General features: G+C 48.8%; 14 protein-coding genes. 5 read left to right on the forward strand and 9 right to left on the reverse strand.

What is annotated here, in order from left to right:
• Positions 1-18: 18 nt before the first annotated feature.
• The 3 genes from FSU_RS12425 to FSU_RS12435 form a co-directional block, all read right to left on the reverse strand.
• Positions 19-1,029, reverse strand: a complete 1,011-nt coding sequence (locus FSU_RS12425; protein ID WP_014546736.1) for a HigA family addiction module antitoxin — start codon at positions 1,027-1,029, stop codon at positions 19-21.
• Between the two features lie 11 nt (positions 1,030-1,040).
• Complete coding sequence (locus FSU_RS12430) at positions 1,041-1,358, reverse strand: type II toxin-antitoxin system RelE/ParE family toxin (protein ID WP_015732196.1); 318 nt, start codon at positions 1,356-1,358, stop codon at positions 1,041-1,043.
• Positions 1,359-1,586: 228 nt separating this feature from the next.
• Complete coding sequence (locus FSU_RS12435) at positions 1,587-2,210, reverse strand: hypothetical protein (protein WP_041260222.1); 624 nt, start codon at positions 2,208-2,210, stop codon at positions 1,587-1,589.
• A 291-nt stretch (positions 2,211-2,501) separates the two neighbouring features.
• Here FSU_RS12435 and thrS point away from each other — a divergent pair, with 291 nt between their 5' ends.
• Positions 2,502-4,439 carry a threonine--tRNA ligase gene (gene thrS / locus FSU_RS12440; protein ID WP_014546738.1) on the forward strand — a complete coding sequence of 646 codons (1,938 nt, stop codon included), beginning with the start codon at positions 2,502-2,504 and terminating at the stop codon, positions 4,437-4,439.
• A gap of 108 nt (positions 4,440-4,547) precedes the next feature.
• Complete coding sequence (locus FSU_RS12445; RefSeq protein ID WP_014546739.1) at positions 4,548-5,696, forward strand: GGDEF domain-containing protein; 1,149 nt, start codon at positions 4,548-4,550, stop codon at positions 5,694-5,696.
• A 41-nt stretch (positions 5,697-5,737) separates the two neighbouring features.
• Here FSU_RS12445 and FSU_RS12450 read toward each other — a convergent pair whose 3' ends face one another.
• Positions 5,738-8,440, reverse strand: coding sequence for a TIGR02171 family lipoprotein (locus FSU_RS12450; protein WP_014546740.1), 2,703 nt, complete (start codon positions 8,438-8,440; stop codon positions 5,738-5,740).
• Positions 8,441-8,548: 108 nt separating this feature from the next.
• Positions 8,549-8,710 carry a rubredoxin gene (gene rd / locus FSU_RS12455; RefSeq protein ID WP_014546741.1) on the reverse strand — a complete coding sequence of 54 codons (162 nt, stop codon included), beginning with the start codon at positions 8,708-8,710 and terminating at the stop codon, positions 8,549-8,551.
• Positions 8,711-8,923: 213 nt separating this feature from the next.
• On the opposite strand from rd, the gene FSU_RS12460 reads away from it, so the two are divergent.
• Positions 8,924-9,472 carry a 4'-phosphopantetheinyl transferase family protein gene (locus tag FSU_RS12460; protein WP_157747955.1) on the forward strand — a complete coding sequence of 183 codons (549 nt, stop codon included), beginning with the start codon at positions 8,924-8,926 and terminating at the stop codon, positions 9,470-9,472.
• On the opposite strand, the gene FSU_RS12465 is transcribed toward FSU_RS12460, so the two are convergent.
• Positions 9,465-10,487 carry a glycoside hydrolase family 16 protein gene (locus FSU_RS12465; protein WP_014546743.1) on the reverse strand — a complete coding sequence of 341 codons (1,023 nt, stop codon included), beginning with the start codon at positions 10,485-10,487 and terminating at the stop codon, positions 9,465-9,467. The genes FSU_RS12460 and FSU_RS12465 overlap by 8 nt on opposite strands.
• A gap of 24 nt (positions 10,488-10,511) precedes the next feature.
• Positions 10,512-11,015, reverse strand: a complete 504-nt coding sequence (gene ybaK, locus FSU_RS12470; RefSeq protein WP_014546744.1) for a Cys-tRNA(Pro) deacylase — start codon at positions 11,013-11,015, stop codon at positions 10,512-10,514.
• Positions 11,016-11,159: 144 nt separating this feature from the next.
• On the opposite strand from ybaK, the gene FSU_RS12475 reads away from it, so the two are divergent.
• Both FSU_RS12475 and FSU_RS12480 read left to right on the forward strand, forming a co-directional pair.
• Entirely contained in the window at positions 11,160-12,029 is an 870-nt protein-coding gene (locus FSU_RS12475; RefSeq protein ID WP_014546745.1) for a sensor domain-containing diguanylate cyclase, read from the forward strand.
• 25 nt (positions 12,030-12,054) lie between these two features.
• Positions 12,055-12,960, forward strand: a complete 906-nt coding sequence (locus FSU_RS12480) for a Gfo/Idh/MocA family protein (protein ID WP_015732201.1) — start codon at positions 12,055-12,057, stop codon at positions 12,958-12,960.
• 128 nt (positions 12,961-13,088) lie between these two features.
• Here the strand turns inward: FSU_RS12480 and FSU_RS12485 are convergent, their stop codons facing one another.
• Positions 13,089-15,563: a glycogen/starch/alpha-glucan phosphorylase gene (locus FSU_RS12485; RefSeq protein WP_014546747.1), complete on the reverse strand. Its 2,475-nt coding sequence runs from the start codon at positions 15,561-15,563 to the stop codon at positions 13,089-13,091.
• A 127-nt stretch (positions 15,564-15,690) separates the two neighbouring features.
• Positions 15,691-16,710 (reverse strand): helix-turn-helix transcriptional regulator, encoded by a 1,020-nt coding sequence (locus FSU_RS12490; protein WP_014546748.1) that lies wholly within the window; start codon positions 16,708-16,710, stop codon positions 15,691-15,693.
• Between the last annotated feature and the right edge of the window lie 9 nt (positions 16,711-16,719).

The following is a 16,719-nucleotide window of genomic DNA, read 5'->3' on the forward strand; positions in this document are numbered from 1 at the left end:
GTTTGGGTTCTGAGTTGATTATATCTCCAAGCCTGCTTGTAACATGTACTTTTGTGCGAAGCAATTTGCCTCGTCATCTTTTTGCTGGTTCTTGTTGCCGTAATAGACGTTTTTGATAAAGATGTCCTTTTTGCCGTGAAGCACGATGTGGCCGAGTTCGTGGAAAAAAGTGAACCAGAATGCATTGCGATCTTTGAATCGGTCGTGCAACTGGATGACGGGAATATCCTTGTACCAACGAGCCATGCCGTGAATTGGTGCCGACTTGAAATTCTGTGCATACAGGATCTTGATGCCGAGCGTTGCGCCGAGCTCCTGCAACTTGCGCATGCCATCGTCGATAAAATCTTCGCCCACCTTCGGCTTGGGCAATGCCTTTTTACGACGTAATTCTTCCCACGCGGCAACATCGGTTTTGGCCAATTCTACAAATTTCGGCATGGCCTTTTTGATGGCGGAACGCAGTTTCTTGTCGTCTTGCTTTTCCATCTGGATTTCGTCAGCGAGGATTTCGCCACGGCGCATCCACACAGAGGCTGCATACGGGTCTTCAGTCTCAGCAAGCGAGATGCGGAACGCAACTTTCAGACGGTTCTTATAATAGTAATCTTCCCACTCTTTGGGTGTAGGCACTCCGAAGAACTTGAGAATCGGCAAAATTACGTCTTCCTTATTGTCAAAATCTGCAATCCACTTACGCGGATTGAGTTCATTGATAGGGAAAAACTTGCGCCAAACGGCTTGTTTCTTGAGAGATTTCTTGATTTTTTCACGCCAAAGATCCTCATCGTATTGCTTTTGCATATTAAGCCAACAATATTGAGGGATTCCCGTTCCGCATTCAAGGCTGTAAGCCATTTCTGTGGTTACGCGGCATTTTGCTTTCAGAAGTTCGTTTAAGGTCTTTGGAGTGTAGCCAATTCGAGCGGCGAAATCGTTAATATCCACATCCATTTCCTGAAGTTTTTCTTTAAGAATATTTCCGGGGGACGTTTTGCCCCACAAAACCAATTCTTTTTTTTCTGCCATATAATTCCTCTCTATTTATGATAATCTACAATTTCTATGACTTCGGCTTCGGTAACTTCTGCCCAAATCACGGCCTTGTCCGGTTCTGCACCCCAAATGATCAGTCTATAGGGTTGATCGAGGTCGCATGCCCATTGTCCTTTTCGATTGCCAACAAGCTCGTGAAAACGTCCTGGATAATGCAATAAATCAGCAAAATTTTCGGCAGAAATCAATGAAAAAATTCGATTTCTATAGCATATCGCTCGTTTCTTGCCCATTCGCCTTATTGCATAAGCCTCATCCGTTGCGCAGTGCTCTAACTCTTTATCTCTAAATTCTATTTTCAAGACACCCCCACCGTTAGCCAAAAATCCTATTTGTTAATATAATAAATATTTTTATGGAACGCAATGGGTTTGCTGCTTGTCTATTTTTTGATGGCTTTCTAGAGGACTTCAAAAGCGTAAGGGAAATGTTTGGTATGACGTCCGCGTTTGTCCTCAGCTTTTTCTTCTCCATACAATTCCGCCAAATCGCGATCTATCATGACCTGAACATCGCGTGTGACTGCGATGTTACCCTGTGCCAAATACGCCTAATTGAACGAAGAATCTGTATTTGAAATTTTTGGCGAAGTTCTTTTCAAAACGAATTCCCGCATCTAGGAAATGTCCAGATCTAGAGGGTCGTGCTGAAAAGCGCAAACTTAAATCGTTTGTGTAAGTAAAACTGCGCGCATGGAAACCTTCTTGAATTACATGTGTTGTAAAATGGTTTTGGACGTTAATGCCAAGCCATGAACCCGGTACAAGGGGGATGTAAACCATTCCGCACCAAAAAAAGAGCGGCGCCAAAACCAAAATGCCAGGGCCGCCTGATTCGGAACTCGTTATTTTGTTAGCAATAGCCTCAATCCCATTGAAAAGAAACCATCCTCCTGCGGCAAATAAGGCGTCATCGGAAGCTCCGAAATCGTCAACCCTTAAATGGAGTGGCTCGTATCCGACATGGATTCTATATCCATCTGTAATATTGATTGATAAAACATCAAGAAAAGTAAAAATGGAAAAGTCAAATACATTAGGTGTCGCATAGCCGGCACTAAAGCCTAAGGCTCTAGGCATGTATTCTTCATTATGATGCTCAAGCATCCTGTCCAATTGCTCTTCTTCTGATAAGCCCTTCTTTTCTTGGGCCATGACATTACTGCAGATGCAAAGGACTGCAATGCATATAACACGCTGCAGAAATTGTTGAGAATGTTTGCAAAGTAATATCATGCTTTTTAATATAACAAAAGCGTTTTGGGGTCTTAGGGGAGTCCCCTAGGCGAAGGGGTGATGGAAGACCGCATGGCGGGCTGCAATCAGGGGGATTCTTCCCCCCTTCCACTAGCCACTCTTATAGTCTTTTTCTATCTTACCGCGCACCGCCAGATGTCGTATTTCTGGGGAACCGGGCGAGAACCGCCCATGAAAAAGGAAATTATTATGTCTCAAATCGAACTCACTTTCCCCGATGGCTCCGTACGTTCCGTAGCATCGGGCACAACCGGCCTCGAAATCGCAAAGAGCATTTCTGAAGGTCTCGCACGCAAGGCTCTCGGCGTTAAGCTCGGTGACAAGGTCCTCGACCTCAATCGCCCGCTCACAGAAAGCGGCGCTATCAAGATCATCACCCCGAACAACGACGATCCGGATGCATTGATGCTCCTCCGCCACAGCTGCAGCCACGTGCTCGCCGAAGCTATCTGCGACTTGTTTCCGGGCACTAAGCTCGCTTACGGTCCGGCTATCGACAAGGGTTTCTACTACGATTTGATGACACCGACCCCGATCCAGCAGTCGGATTTCGAGCGCATCGAAAAGCGCATGAAGGAAATCATCAAGGAAGACCGTCCGTTCGTGCGTTGCGAAGTCAGCGCCGAAGATGGCCTGAAGCGCACCGAAGGCGACAAGTACAAGACCGATAACGCCCAGCGCGCACTCGCCCGCGAAGGCAGCGACGGTACGCTCAGCTTCTACGTGACTGGCGAACCGGGCAAGAACTTTGAAGACCTCTGTGCAGGTCCTCATGTACCTTCTACTGGCAAGCTCAAGAATTTCAAGGTGCTCTCCATGTCCGGTGCATACTGGCATGGCGACCAGAACAGCGACCAGCTGACTCGCGTGTACGGTACTTGCTTTGCTGACAAGGAAGGTCTCGAAACTTATTTGAAGTTCCTCGAAGAAGCCGAAAAGCGCGACCACCGCAAGATCGGTAAGGAAATGGACCTCTACCACATCGAAGACCATTCTCCGGGCATGGTGTTCTGGCACCCGAAGGGCACCAAGATGGTGAACGCCCTCAAGGACTACATCCGCGGAAAGATTGACCGTCGCGGCTACCTCGAAGTGATTACGCCGGAAATCGTGAACAAGACTTTGTGGATCAAGTCCGGCCACGCCGACAAGTACAACGAGAACATGTTCAAGACGCTCGCTGGCGACGTGGAAATGGCTGTGAAGCCGATGAACTGCCCCTGCCACATCCAGATTTTCAACACGGGTCTGCGCAGCTGGCGCGACCTGCCGATGCGTCTTGCCGAATTCGGTAAGTGCCACCGTTACGAACCTGCCGGTACGATGCACGGCCTGATGCGCGTGCGCGGCTTTGTGCAGGACGACGCCCACATTTTCTGTACCGAAGACCAGATTGCAAGCGAAGTGGCCGATTTCTGCGCCCTCGTCAAGGAAATCTACCACGACTTCGGTTTCGACGATATCGTCGTGAAGTTCTCCACCCGTCCGGAAAAGCGCGTGGGTTCCGACGAAATCTGGGACAAGGCTGAAGCCGCCCTCGCCGAAGCAACGAAGCTCGCGGGTCTCGACTACATCTTGAACCCGGGCGAAGGCGCCTTCTATGGCCCGAAGCTCGAATTCACGTTGAAGGACTCTCTCGGTCGTGACTGGCAGTGCGGTACGATCCAGGTCGACTTCAACCTTCCGCAGCGCCTTGGTGCCGAATATGTCGGTAAGGACAACCAGAAGCACATTCCGGTGATGTTGCACCGTGCAGCAGTCGGTTCCATCGAACGCTTCCTCGGTATTCTTATCGAAGAATTCATGGGCGATTTCCCGCTGTGGCTCGCTCCGGTTCAGGCTCGCGTGCTCCCGATTTCTGAAAAGTTCGTGGACTATGCAAAGCAGGTCGAGAAGGAACTCGTGAACGCCGGCGTCCGCGTGGAAGTCGACGAATCCAACGAAAAGCTCGGCTACAAGATCCGCCAGTGCGAACTCCAGAAGGTGCCGTACCTCTTGATCGTAGGCGAGAAGGAAGTGGCAGACGGAGTCGTGTCCGTGCGTAAGCGCAAGGACGGGGACAAGGGCTCTATGACCGTAGCCCAGTTCTTGGAAATGACTGCAGAAGACCGCAAGGTCGTCCGCTAATCGCGCGATTCTCGCAAATATTTAAGCGCAGGTTCCTCGTGAGCCTGCGTTTTTTGCGTTTTCTCGAAAAATATTGTAAATTACTAACACAAGCTTTTAGGGGAGCTTATGCACGAAATCTATTTGCGTGAAGTTTATGTCGCTGATATGCTGGGGATCTTCTTGATTCTCGGTGCTATTTTCAGTGGCGCTTGGAAGCTGCAAAAAAAGAACAACGAAGACAAGGTCTTGCTCGGCATTATCATTCTTGTGATTACGGCTTGCATTGCCGATGCAATTACTTTTTCCGTTGACGGTCTTACGGGGCCTGGCGTGAAGGCGCTGGCTTATGTTTCGAACAATATCCTCTTTTTGTCCAACATGGCGATTGGTCCCCTTTGGGTGATGCTGATATCTTTGCACATCAATGGAGCTGTGTCCAAATTCCAGCGAATTTTTATGCTGTGTGTTTGCGGTGCGATTACAGTTTTGATGGTCGTGAATTTTTTCAATCCGATTATCTTTGACATCAACGAACGGAATGTGTATACCCGTGGCCCGCTATTCATGGTAAAGAACTTACTTGAGGTAGTCCTTATGGCGGATGGCGTTGTCATTTATTTAATCAGCCGTTACAAGAGCGGTGGTGTCAAGTTTTTCCCGGTTTTACATTTTGTGTGTCCTATATTTATTTGCGTCTGCTTGCAGATGTTCTATTACGGCATCTCTACGATTTGGGTGGGCATCGCCGTTGGTTACACAAGCTTGATGCTTGCCTTGCAGAACGAGAATATTTTTATCGATAAGCTGACGGGGCTTTATAATCGTTATTACCTGGATAAAGTTTCTGGAGAGCTGAAACGCAAAAGGAAAATCACGATGATGATGCTCGACATGAATGATTTCAAGAGCATCAACGATAACTTTGGCCATTCTCAGGGCGATGACGCATTGGTTTCGCTGGCGGAAGTCTTGGAAAAAACGGTCGGAGCTCAAGGGACTGTGGTCCGTTATGCGGGCGATGAATTTGTGATAATCTTGAATAACGGCGACGAGGATGCTGCTGAAAAATGCAAGTTGCAAATCAAGAAAAATCTGGAAGAATTCAACGAAACCCATAAAAAGAAGTACAAACTATCCGCTTCGATTGGCGTGGGTGTCTTTGATTTGGAAAAGGGCAATGTTGATAAAATTATGGAAAAGATTGACAAGCTGATGTACGAAGATAAACGTGCATATTATGCCTTGACGCATCACGATCGCCGTCGCGGTCGATAAAAAAAATGCCGGCTCTAGGATTTCTAGCGCCGGCTTTAAATTTATTTCCAATCAATTTTTAGAGTCTTGATGAGCGAATCTAGACGATTTGTTAATTGCGCTGCTCCTTTATCGGCAAGATGGTCGCAGTTCAATGCCATTTCGTCTGTGTAGTCGTGGTCGCCCATCTTGTTTTCGTCCATCAGTATGAAGTGTTTGTATTTATCCTGGAACTTCTGGATTTTTTCAATCATCTTCTTGGCGATCGAGCGACGGAGACCATAGCGCCCGAATGCTCCTGTACTTCTATAATCGGGGGATTGCGGGAAGATGATGCCGATGAGGTATAGATTCTTGCTTTCGGCTTCCTGGATAAAGTCTTCGACTTCTTCGAGGAGCATGTCGGAGGGGTCTTTGGTGATTCCGTCCATGTTCGTGGAGTCCACGTAAACGGGGCTGCCTTGCCAACCATCGCCAGAGTCCTCGACATGGCCAAGCATTGTCTGTTCCGTTTCTCTGATATCGCTGTTTTCGCCGTAGGAATCACGAGTCAGTTCGTACAAGCCTTCCGGATAGCCGTCTGCCCAGAAATTGTGATTGGCGTCGTAGATGAATCCCGTGGAGTGTTCAAAAATCAATTTCCAGAAGCTTGGCATTTCGAAGTGGCGCCAGAACAGGATGTCAATATCGATGGAAACGGCAACGACTTTCAGTTTTGGCAAGAGATTGACTCCGTACTGGAACAGTAATTTCTTGGCGACAGACAAGTCTACGGCCGCGTTAGACATGTTGATGGAGAATATATCCTTGTTCTTGTTTAAAATGATGGGATTGAATCCGGCCCATGGTCTTGAAGAACCCGAAACGAGAACGTTGATAGAGTCGCGGTGCTTGTAAAGTAATTCCATATCGTAGCGGCTCATGGTTGTGCTCATGTCGCCTGTGTAGGGGCAGTTGAGCTCGTACATGCCGGCACTATCGATGTTTAGTTTTGTTTCAAAATTCTGGAGCTTGCCAATCCAAAAATCGGGATGCCATAGTTCCGCACCGCTTGCGATTTCTGTGACGCTTGAATCGTTTGTATTGACGAGGACGATTTTGGGGTGGGCGCCATCGATGTCTGTAAGCGTTGCCACGGCGAAATTCTCGCTGTTGTGGACCCATTCCGTGTGGTCAAACGTGTAGCCTTTGGGCGCCGGAATCATCTTGACGAGTTTCCCCGTGCTGTCGGCTATTAGCATTTGTTCGTGCGTGTTGTATTTTGCGCCCGAAAATTCTTTTCCGGTTTTTCCGCCAAAGTCCAGGAATAGCGTCTGCTTTGTCAATTCAGAAAGCGATGCGTTGCAGGCCTGTTCTTCGTTGTACCACGTTTGATTTTTGCCGTTTACGTTGGCGCGGAGAAGTCTTGCTCCCGAAACAGCGAGCTTGCCGTCAGCGCTGATGCCGCCGTTGAATGTCCCGTTGAAGAGCTTCTTGGGCGTTTCGAATTTACCATCTGCGAATTTGACGCTCCATGTAGATGCGTTTTCCCATTTTGCCTTGTCGGAATTGTTGTCGGCGCTTGAGACGTAAACGATTTCGGTGTCGCCTTCGTGTACACGCCAGCGCGGGATTGCCGCACTCTCAACATCTAGTTTGTATTTGAGTTCCGTGGAATCAAGGCGACGAACGTAAAGCTCGGATGTTCCCGAAATGCCCTCGTACTTTGTTGAAAATGCAACAAATCTTCCATCAGGCGAAAGGGTGGGGTGGTAGGCGTCGATGGTGTCTATGATTTCAGATACGGTCGGGGTGCCGTTCGTGAAGTTGATTATTGCAATGTTGCCGGTTTCGTCATTGCGGAAAACGAGTTTGTTGTGATAGGTCTTTGTCGATTTCCTTAATTCTGCCGATGTCGTAAGAGCATTGATGGGCGATGCGATGGCAATGCCCTTGGCGTTCATCCAGACGGCATCTGGAATTTTGCCGAAGGCGAGTCTGAATCCGACGTAGTTTGCCTTGGTCGATGAGGTGACTGTATAAACGTCTCCGCGGTTGTCAAGCGTCATGGCGGCGGGCTCGTTGCGGTAGCTGCCACCCTTTACGACTCGTTCACCGATGTTGCCTCCATCGGGAGCGCCCACGTAGTTGGTAATTGTCGTATCGCGAAATGCGCCCATCCAGTCGTTGACCCATTCCATGGCGTTTCCGGCAAGGTCGCAAATGTCGGCTGTAGAATCGGCGGTGCAGGGCTTGTGCAACTTGTAGTCGGAATTGTCCGCGTTCCAGCTTTTGTGCGGTTCCCAATTGTTTGAAGCGACTAGCGTCCATTCTGCTTCGGTGGGGAGTCTGTAGGAATTGCGGTCGGCATGGAATTCGTAACCGGCGAGCTCTGTGCAATGCCCGTCGGAATCAAACGTTGCCGAGGTGTAGCTGTAAGCGGTGTCGAGTTTTTCGCTTTTGCTTTTTTCGTTCGCAAAAAGGACGGCGTCAAAAAAGGTGATGTTTGTTACAGGGAGTTCTGCGTTTTCACATTTGTGATTCTTGACGAGCTTTGCAAAATCACCGCAGGTGACTTCGTGCTTGTCAATCGAAAAGTCGTAAGCGAAATTGGCCTTCAGTTTTGCGCCTAACCTAACCGTTGAGTTTTGGGTGCTTATCAGTATCATCCCATTGTGTTCTTTGTCATTTTCAATGGAAATGTGTATAGACTCGGCAGACGATGTTCCGCTGTCGGAACAACCGATTAAAACCCCTGCGCAAACGATTAGTGCTGGCCATTTCATAGTCAATCAAAATCCTTTTAAGGCTATGGGACAAAATATAAAATTTGGTCAGCCAAAAAAAATGCCGGGTAGTGCTTGTACCCGGCGTAAAAAGAAACTTAGCGGATTTTATTCTTCCTTGACGAACATGTCCTTGCCGACACCGCAAATGGGGCAGGTCCAATCGTCCGGTAAATCTTCAAAGGCTGTGCCCGGCGCAATGCCGTTATCCGGATCGCCTACAGCGGGATCGTAAATGTAGCCGCATGCATCGCACTTGTATTTTGCCATAAAATTCTCCTTGCTTAATTGTGCTCTTTTTAAACTATATAAATAAATGGTAGAAAGTCAGATTTTTATATTTTTTTTGTGTTTGTGACGACCCGAGTATATATTGCCGATATTTCTGCGTTGAAAGAAACGCCTGTTTTTGAGCGTTTTTTGGGGCAGGTTCCCGAATATCGCCAAAAAAAGGCAATGTCGTTTAAGTTCCCTAAAGGGAAAATGCAATCACTTGGCGTTGGACTTTTGCTCCAGATGGCATGTCGCGATGCTGGGTTTGAAGGCGCGGACAATCATATTGCGTATGGCGAAAATGGCAAGCCGTATTTGAAGGATTTCCCGGAGGTGCATTTTAATTTGTCGCATTCGGGCGAACGCGTGATGTGCGTGATTTCGCCATTTGAAGTCGGCTGCGATGTGGAAATTATCAAGGGCGACCGCGGCAAGCTTGCTGAGCGTTTTTTCAAGCCCGAAGAATCTGCATGGATCAAGCATTTCGAAACTCTCGAAGCGCAGTCTGAGGCGTTTTACAGACTGTGGACGCTCAAGGAATGTTATATGAAAGTGACGGGGCGCGGCCTCTCGCTCATGCCAGATATGTTTGCGCTACACATGGATGAACTCGAGAATGTGACGCTGTTTCACGAAGGCAAACGCCCGGAATATTCATTCCGGGAAATCGACTTGCACGATGGCTACCGCTATGCTTATTGCATCAAGAACGACGGCTTTATTGCACCGTCCGAAATAAAGCAAGTGCAGTTTACTTGATAACTCTAATATAATCGACGAGCATTTCGTTCGGGAACTGTGAATCGTCTACTTCAAAGCCGGGCCAGTTGCCTGCCACGGCGACATTCAGCAAGAAGAAGAACGGCTTGTGGAATTCCTCGGTATCGCCTTCGTTGCCTTCAATTAGAATCTCGTGGTACATGAAGTCATCGACGAACATGCGGATGTATTTCTCGTCCCACGTGAATTTGTACGTGTGGAACTGCGTGATGTCGAGGTCAAATTTCTGGTTGCGGTAATCGCCGGTGTTATTGCCGTAGGTCGCGTATTCGGTGCCGTTTGCCCAGTGGTTTGTACCGTAGATTTTGTTTTCGCTATTGACTGCTTCGATGATGTCTATTTCGCCGCAGGCGGGCCATCCGACTGTGTCGAAGTTTTCGCCGAGCATCCAGAATGCAGGCCAGATTCCCTTGCCGGTCGGGAGTGCAATGCGCGCTTCTACCGTGCCGTACTTGAACGCAAATTTGCCTTTGGTGAGCATGCGGGCGGAGGTGTACTTTTGACCTTCGTAGTCTTCTTTCTGGGCGCGGATGTGCAAGACGCCGTCCTTGACGTAGGCGTTTTCTTTACGGTCGGTGTAGTATTCCCATTCGTTGTTGCCCCAGCCGCTTGCGCCTGTGCCGATGTCGAATGTCCATTTGTTTAAGTCTATGGATTCACCGTCGAATTCGTCGTTCCAGAAGTATTCTGCGGCGGGTTCTTCGCTGCTTGAAGAAGTTGTTTCCGAGCTGCTTGAGGAAACCGTTTCGGAACTGCTGGAAAATTCAATTGTCATGCTGCTTGAAGATGCCGCGGAGCTTTCAATGACGTTGTCGATTGAACTTGATGATGCTGCGGCAATTTCAGAACTGCTTGACGATTGAACTGCCGCGCAACTTGAGGACTCCGTGGAACTTTCTGCGGGTCCCGCGAAACTGGGTGACGCATCATCGGAACATGCTGCTAAACAAGCGATTAAGGCGGCACATCCCATTGCAACAAACTTATAAACCATAAAACCAACCCCTTACTTTTCTAATTACTTTGCGTCCGGATCTTCCGGGTGGACACGTGCAATCACGCCAACCGTTGCTCGCGTAGCCTTAACCAAGTCTGCCGGCGCTACTTTCAACTGCAAACCACGTTCGCCTGCGCTCACGTAAATGTACGGGAACTGCATCGCTGTCTCGTGAATGAAAATGGGGTAGTTCTTCTTGAGTCCGAGCGGGCTGCAGCCGCCACGAATGTAACCCGTCAGCGGAGTCAAATCCTTGAGCGGGACGGTGTCGATTTTCTTGTTGCCGCTTACTTTGGCAGCCCCCTTCAAGTCCACTTCGAGATTGCCTGGAACAACGCAAATAAGGTAACCAATCTTGTCTCCATGCACGAGAATCGTCTTGAAAACCTGGTTGATATCTTCGCCTAGGCTGTCGGCCACGTGCTGTGCGCCAAGGTCGTTTTCATCAACCTTGTATGGGATTAGTTCGTATTGAATCTTCTGCCTGTCCAAAATGCGGGCGGCATTAGTCTTTTTGATGTCCATAAATTCCTCAAAAGCGGGTTTAAACCCCTTGAATATTCCAATTTCAAATATAAATCTTTGAGGGTACCGGTTGCAATAGTTGTAAGTGAAAGCTAAATTAAAAAAGTGTAGTTGTATGGTGTTTTGGTGGAGAAGGAGTATTCTATGGACGTAATGAAGATTGACTATGACTTGTTCAAGAAAATCTTGAAAGAGATTCCATCGAATATTTTCTTCAAGGACACCGAATGCCGCTACGTTTTTTCGACGCATTACTGGCGCCACCTTCAAGGTGCCGAGGATCCTTCGTGGGATATTGCCGGCAAGACCGACCTGGAAATCCGCAAGGATAAGGAAAACGCAAAACTCGCGATGGAACAGGATCGCGAAATTCTCCGTACAGGCAAGGGAACGCAGTACGTCATTGAAATCAATCAGGATGGCGTGACTGAATTTTTGGAACTCATCAAGAATCCGGTTCGCGATGACGATGGCAATATTATTGGTATTGTGGGTCTTATCAACAACGTGACCGAAAAAGTCTTGCTCGAAAAGAAACTCGAAAAGTATGCTCACACCGACATGCTCACGGGCTTGTACAACCGTAATTATTTTGAAGAATGGGTTTCGAACCCTGTAAAACCAGAAATGTGTCCGATGTGCGTGATTTCTGCGGACTGCGACGGTTTAAAGAAAACGAACGATACGTACGGACATGCTATCGGCGATGAACTGATTCGCCTGACGGCATCGCTGTTCCGCGTGGTGCTCCCTGAAAATGCGGTGATGTTCCGCGTGGGCGGTGACGAGTTCTTCCTTGTGCTCCCGAATACGACGCAAGAAGAATGCAAAAAGTATATCGACAACATGAACGAAGTTTCTCGTGCGTTGCTTTTGAAGGGCAAGCCGATTTGCGTTTCTTTGGGCTCTTGCGAAATTCCGTCGCCGTCACTCAGCTTTATGCAGGCTATGGAAACTGCTGATAAGCGAATGTACATGGAAAAGAGTACAAAGTACTCTGAGCCGAAAGAGTAATTGAAGTTTGAATGATAGATTTCCCATGAAGCGAAATTATAAGGCGGTGCTGTTTGGCAATGGCACCATGGGCGAACGCCATCGCAAGTTTTTTGAATATTCCGGTGTACAGTTCCTTAAAATTTTTGACATAGAAGATTTGGATAGCGCAGGGAATGTGCGTGCTTCGCTTGTTGATGAATTTATTTCTAGCGAAAAGATTGATTTTGCCGTGATTGCATCTCCGGCGACAACGCATTACGAGTATGCAAAGCTTTGTTTGAAACGTGGAATCTCCGTATTTGTAGAAAAACCGCTTGCAACGCTTGGTGCGCAAGCGCAAGAATTGGTGGATTTGGCTATCCGCAATAATGTGATTTTATTTGTGGCTCAGTCGGAATGTTTTAATTCGGTTTTCTTGAATTTCCGCAAACATTTTATGAATGAAATCGGAGCCGCGGGTTCGTCGTTCCGTTTGGAATTCCGTCGCGAACACAAGTATTCTGCGCGTTGCCGCGATGTGAACGTGGCGCTCGATTTGTTGGTGCATGACTTGAGCCTTTGCCTTTCGATGTTTGCCTATGACGATTTGAATGTGGAAAAGTTCACGATTTCAAAAAACGAAGACCGCGCGCAAATGCAGATAAGCATTGTAAAAGGCGCTTATGCTGGGGCTGAACTCGACTTTATTGTAGACCGCAATAGCGATATCGATGTGCGGACTATCTCTGTGGAATTCGGGGGCGATGGTGGCCCAGCTTGCGATTACTCGGTGAGCCTTGCACCGAATGACGAAAATGGCGAGGTTATCCATGTTTCGGATTCGCTCGAAAACGAACACAAGTTCTTTTTGAAGTTGATGGTGGGCGCCTGTTCTGAATGGGGTAGGCGAGCCGCGCAAAGCGCCGCGAACGCCGTCAAGCTCGCGACAATTTCTACAGCGTCATCCTAAACGAAACAATTATTCGTCACTAAAAAAGTCCGCGACTTTCATCGCGAACTCTTCTGTAATAACGTTTTAACCTGCGTCTACTTTCGTCTTTCGTCTGTAGGACCGCAGGTCCGTTCTTTCGTCTAAGCTTACAGCTTAATGCTGCACGGCTTGGCGTTCCAGATTTCTTCGGCGTACTGCTTGATGGTACGGTCGGAGCTGAACTTGCCCATACGAGCGACGTTGAGGATTGCCATTTCCGCCCAGTGCTTCTTGTCCTGGTAAGCATCGGCAACCTTCTTCTGCATATCCACATAGCTGCGGAAGTCTGCGCAGAGCATGTACGGGTCATGCGACAAGAGCTTTTCTGCAATGTGCTTGAAGGTTTCCGGATGATCCGGGCTGAAGAAGCCAGAAGTGATAAGGTCAATTACGCGGCGGAGATCGTCGTCATGTTCGTAGAAGTCGCGCGGACGGTAACCCTTAGCGAGAAGGTCCGTCACTTCTTCAACGGTGAGACCGAAGATGAAGATGTTGTCGTCACCGACTTCTTCCTTCATTTCCACGTTAGCGCCGTCGAGCGTACCAATCGTGAGAGCGCCGTTCAAAGCAAACTTCATGTTACCCGTACCCGAAGCTTCGGTACCAGCGGTAGAAATCTGTTCGGAAAGGTCTGCGGCTGGGATGATCTTTTCGGCGAAGGACACGCGGTAGTTCTCGAGGAACACCATCTTGAGCTTGCCCTTGCAATCCGGATCAGCGTCGATGATAGAAGCCACAGCGTTAGCAAGACGGATAATCTGCTTAGCCATCCAGTAACCCGGAGCGGACTTACCACCGATCATGATGGTGCGCGGCATGATTTCCTTGCCGTCCTTCACCTGGATGTAAAGGTGGATGGCATGGAGAATGTTCAAGAGCTGGCGCTTGTATTCGTGAATACGCTTGACCTGCACGTCGAAGAACGTGTTCGTGTCGACATCGACATTCTGCGTTGCCTTGAGGTACTTGGCGAGGCGTTCCTTGTTCTGCTTCTTGACTTCCATGAATTTCTTCTGGAAATCGGCGTCCTTGGCGAACTTTTCGAGCTTCTTCAAATCGTCCAAATCCTTGACCCAGGATTCGCCAATCTTAGAAGTGATGAGTTCGGACATAGCCGGGTTAGCCTTGCGGACCCAACGACGCGGTGTCACGCCGTTTGTCTTGTTGTTGAACTTTTCAGGCCACAGTTCGTAGAAGTCTTTGAAGAGCGTGGTCTTGAGGAGGTCGGAGTGGAGTGCTGCTACGCCGTTCACAGCAAAGGAACCCACGATGGAGAGGTATGCCATGCGGACCATCTTGCAGCCGCCTTCTTCGATAAGGCTCATGCGGGCGAGACGAGCGTTGTCGCCAGGCCACTTCATGGAAACCATGCGGAGGAAGCGGGCATTGATTTCGTAAATGATCTGGAGGTGACGCGGCAAGAGCTTTTCGAACAAGCTTACCGGCCACTTTTCAAGAGCTTCCGGCATGAGCGTGTGGTTCGTATAAGCGAACGTGTGCGTTACGATGTCCCAAGCTTCGTCCCATTCGAGGTTTTCGATGTCGAGGAGGATGCGCATCATTTCGGCGATAGAAATTGCCGGGTGCGTATCGTTCAACTGGATGGCGACCTTTTCCGGGAAGAGCTTCCAATCGTTGTTGTGGAGCTTCTTGAAGCGCTTGATGATGTCCTGCAAAGAAGCAGAGCAGAGGAAGTACTGCTGCTTGAGGCGGAGTTCCTTACCGTTCATGGAAGCGTCGTTCGGGTACAAGACCTTGGAAATCGTTTCGGAAAGTTCCATGTCCTGCACAGCGGCGATGTAGTCACCGTTGTTGAAGTAGCTAAGACCGAAGTCGTCAGCGGACTTGGCGCTCCAGAGGCGGAGGTTGTTCACTGTGTTGTTCTTGTAACCCGGGATCGGCGTATCGTACGGGAGGGCCATCACGTAGTCCTTCGTTTCCCAGCGGTTGCGGAGGCGACCGTTTTCGTCCATCCAGCTGACCACGTAGCCGTAGAACGGCACCTTGATAGCGTTAGCCGGGCGGGCGATTTCCCACGGGTTCGGGAGGCGCAGCCAGTTATCCGGCTGTTCTTCCTGTTCGCCGTTCACAATCTTCTGGCTGAACATACCGTATTCGTAACGGATGCCCATACCGGTTGCCGGAAGTTCGAGCGTAGCCATGGAGTCGAGGAAGCAAGCTGCCAAACGGCCAAGACCGCCGTTGCCAAGCCCTGCGTCCACTTCCTGTTCGCGGAGTTCTTCGAGCGTCATGCCGATTTCGTCAAGAGCTTCCGTCACGGCGCTTTCGACGTCGAGGTTCAACACGGAGTTGCCGAGCGTACGGCCAATCAAAAATTCGAGAGAGAGGTAATAGACGCGCTTGACGTCTTTTTCGTAATAGGTGTTCTGCGTCTTGATCCAACGGTCAACAAGACGGTCACGCACGGCGTAAGCCACAGCGAGGAACTTTTCGTGGTCCGTCACCGTGTACTTGCTGCGGGCGAGCGTGTGGTGGATGTGGTCGGTAAATGCCTTGCGGAAGGCTTCCGCATCGGTACCGAGCACGGTAATGTCACTTGCATTCTTGGTAGTTTTAGCCATAAATCTAACCTGCCTGGTATTGTTTATTCAATCCAAGGAAAAGTTTAGAAATTTTTACGAGATTTGCAATACGTTAATTCTGTAAACCACAGTTGTAAGCCTTTCCAGAATGTGTAAAGGATGTGGGCTATCGATGGGAGTATGTGCTGTATAGGAAACCTGAAAAATCGTATAGGCGATTGCGGAGCGAAATTGGCTTGATGACTGTGGCGCTGTCCGCGTACGAAAGAACCCAACGGTAAAGTAGTTCGTTTGCCTCGACCTTCATCGTGACGCGTAATTGACCGTTTTTCAGCTCCTCGACTTTCATGGAACGGTGGAACGGCTTTTCATCAAGGTAGAATTTGGCGCTTGGGTCGAAAATGATTTCGACATCTTCGGCTTTCGGATCTTGCGTGCCTAAAATAGCGGAACCGAGCATGACACGCTTGCGGAGTGTTTCGATAACTTTAGGATTTTCTTGGAATGTTTCTTTGGTGAGCTCGACGCTTTTGATGCGACGGAACTTGAGAACGTACGTCTTACCCGGATTGCTTTGCGATTCGCAGCCGATGTAAATCTCGTTTTGATAAATGATGATCATCAGCGGAATGCGCACTTTCTTTTCCACTTTTTCTGGGGTAGCGTATTCCACTAGAATTTTACGGTGATCGTGAATGGCTCGCAAAATGGTCTTGAGTTTGTCGCTCGCGTCTTCCTCGAAATTTGGTGGTGTTCCCATAAAGAGAATTTTTGTATTCAGAGCATCGGAAACTTGCTGGAGCGCTTTCCGTTCGCTTGCTGGCAGAGTCTTGTTGATCTTTTCAAGCAATGCGAAAATCAGTTCGCTTGTCGCGGGGTAGATGTTGGCAATGCGCTGCAAGAATACGAAATGCAGCATCGTGTTTTCAAAATTCGGGAACAGCAGGCGGTCTGCCGTCTTGATGGCGGACTGATAGGCGAATGAACGCCCTTTGCCGTGCGTTTGTATGTACGCTCCGTTGTTCATGGACACGAGAAAGCTCATGTCGCGCTGCACATTGCGGCGTTCTCCCTCTGGAATCTGCAACACTTCCATCAAATTACTGATGGAATAGCTCTTGTCTGGATTCGAAATCAAGTGAGCAAAAAGTTGAACAGTGCGTTCCCCGCGAGTTTTCTCTGCCATAATAAACCT

The sequence above is a fragment of the Fibrobacter succinogenes subsp. succinogenes S85 genome, assembly GCF_000146505.1.
Classification (GTDB): domain Bacteria; phylum Fibrobacterota; class Fibrobacteria; order Fibrobacterales; family Fibrobacteraceae; genus Fibrobacter; species Fibrobacter succinogenes.

What these genes read in the sequence shown, in the direction of transcription:
- FSU_RS12465 (WP_014546743.1), bottom strand. Translation starts at nt 10,487, where the DNA reads ATGGTTTATAAGTTTGTTGCAATGGGATGTGCCGCCTTAATCGCTTGT.
- FSU_RS12475 (WP_014546745.1), top strand. Translation starts at nt 11,160, where the DNA reads ATGGACGTAATGAAGATTGACTATGACTTGTTCAAGAAAATCTTGAAA.
- thrS (WP_014546738.1), top strand. Translation starts at nt 2,502, where the DNA reads ATGTCTCAAATCGAACTCACTTTCCCCGATGGCTCCGTACGTTCCGTA.
- FSU_RS12485 (WP_014546747.1), bottom strand. Translation starts at nt 15,563, where the DNA reads ATGGCTAAAACTACCAAGAATGCAAGTGACATTACCGTGCTCGGTACC.
- FSU_RS12450 (WP_014546740.1), bottom strand. Translation starts at nt 8,440, where the DNA reads ATGAAATGGCCAGCACTAATCGTTTGCGCAGGGGTTTTAATCGGTTGT.
- FSU_RS12445 (WP_014546739.1), top strand. Translation starts at nt 4,548, where the DNA reads ATGCACGAAATCTATTTGCGTGAAGTTTATGTCGCTGATATGCTGGGG.
- rd (WP_014546741.1), bottom strand. Translation starts at nt 8,710, where the DNA reads ATGGCAAAATACAAGTGCGATGCATGCGGCTACATTTACGATCCCGCT.
- FSU_RS12490 (WP_014546748.1), bottom strand. Translation starts at nt 16,710, where the DNA reads ATGGCAGAGAAAACTCGCGGGGAACGCACTGTTCAACTTTTTGCTCAC.
- ybaK (WP_014546744.1), bottom strand. Translation starts at nt 11,015, where the DNA reads ATGGACATCAAAAAGACTAATGCCGCCCGCATTTTGGACAGGCAGAAG.
- FSU_RS12435 (WP_041260222.1), bottom strand. Translation starts at nt 2,210, where the DNA reads ATGGCCCAAGAAAAGAAGGGCTTATCAGAAGAAGAGCAATTGGACAGG.
- FSU_RS12460 (WP_157747955.1), top strand. Translation starts at nt 8,924, where the DNA reads ATGCAATCACTTGGCGTTGGACTTTTGCTCCAGATGGCATGTCGCGAT.
- FSU_RS12480 (WP_015732201.1), top strand. Translation starts at nt 12,055, where the DNA reads ATGAAGCGAAATTATAAGGCGGTGCTGTTTGGCAATGGCACCATGGGC.
- FSU_RS12425 (WP_014546736.1), bottom strand. Translation starts at nt 1,029, where the DNA reads ATGGCAGAAAAAAAAGAATTGGTTTTGTGGGGCAAAACGTCCCCCGGA.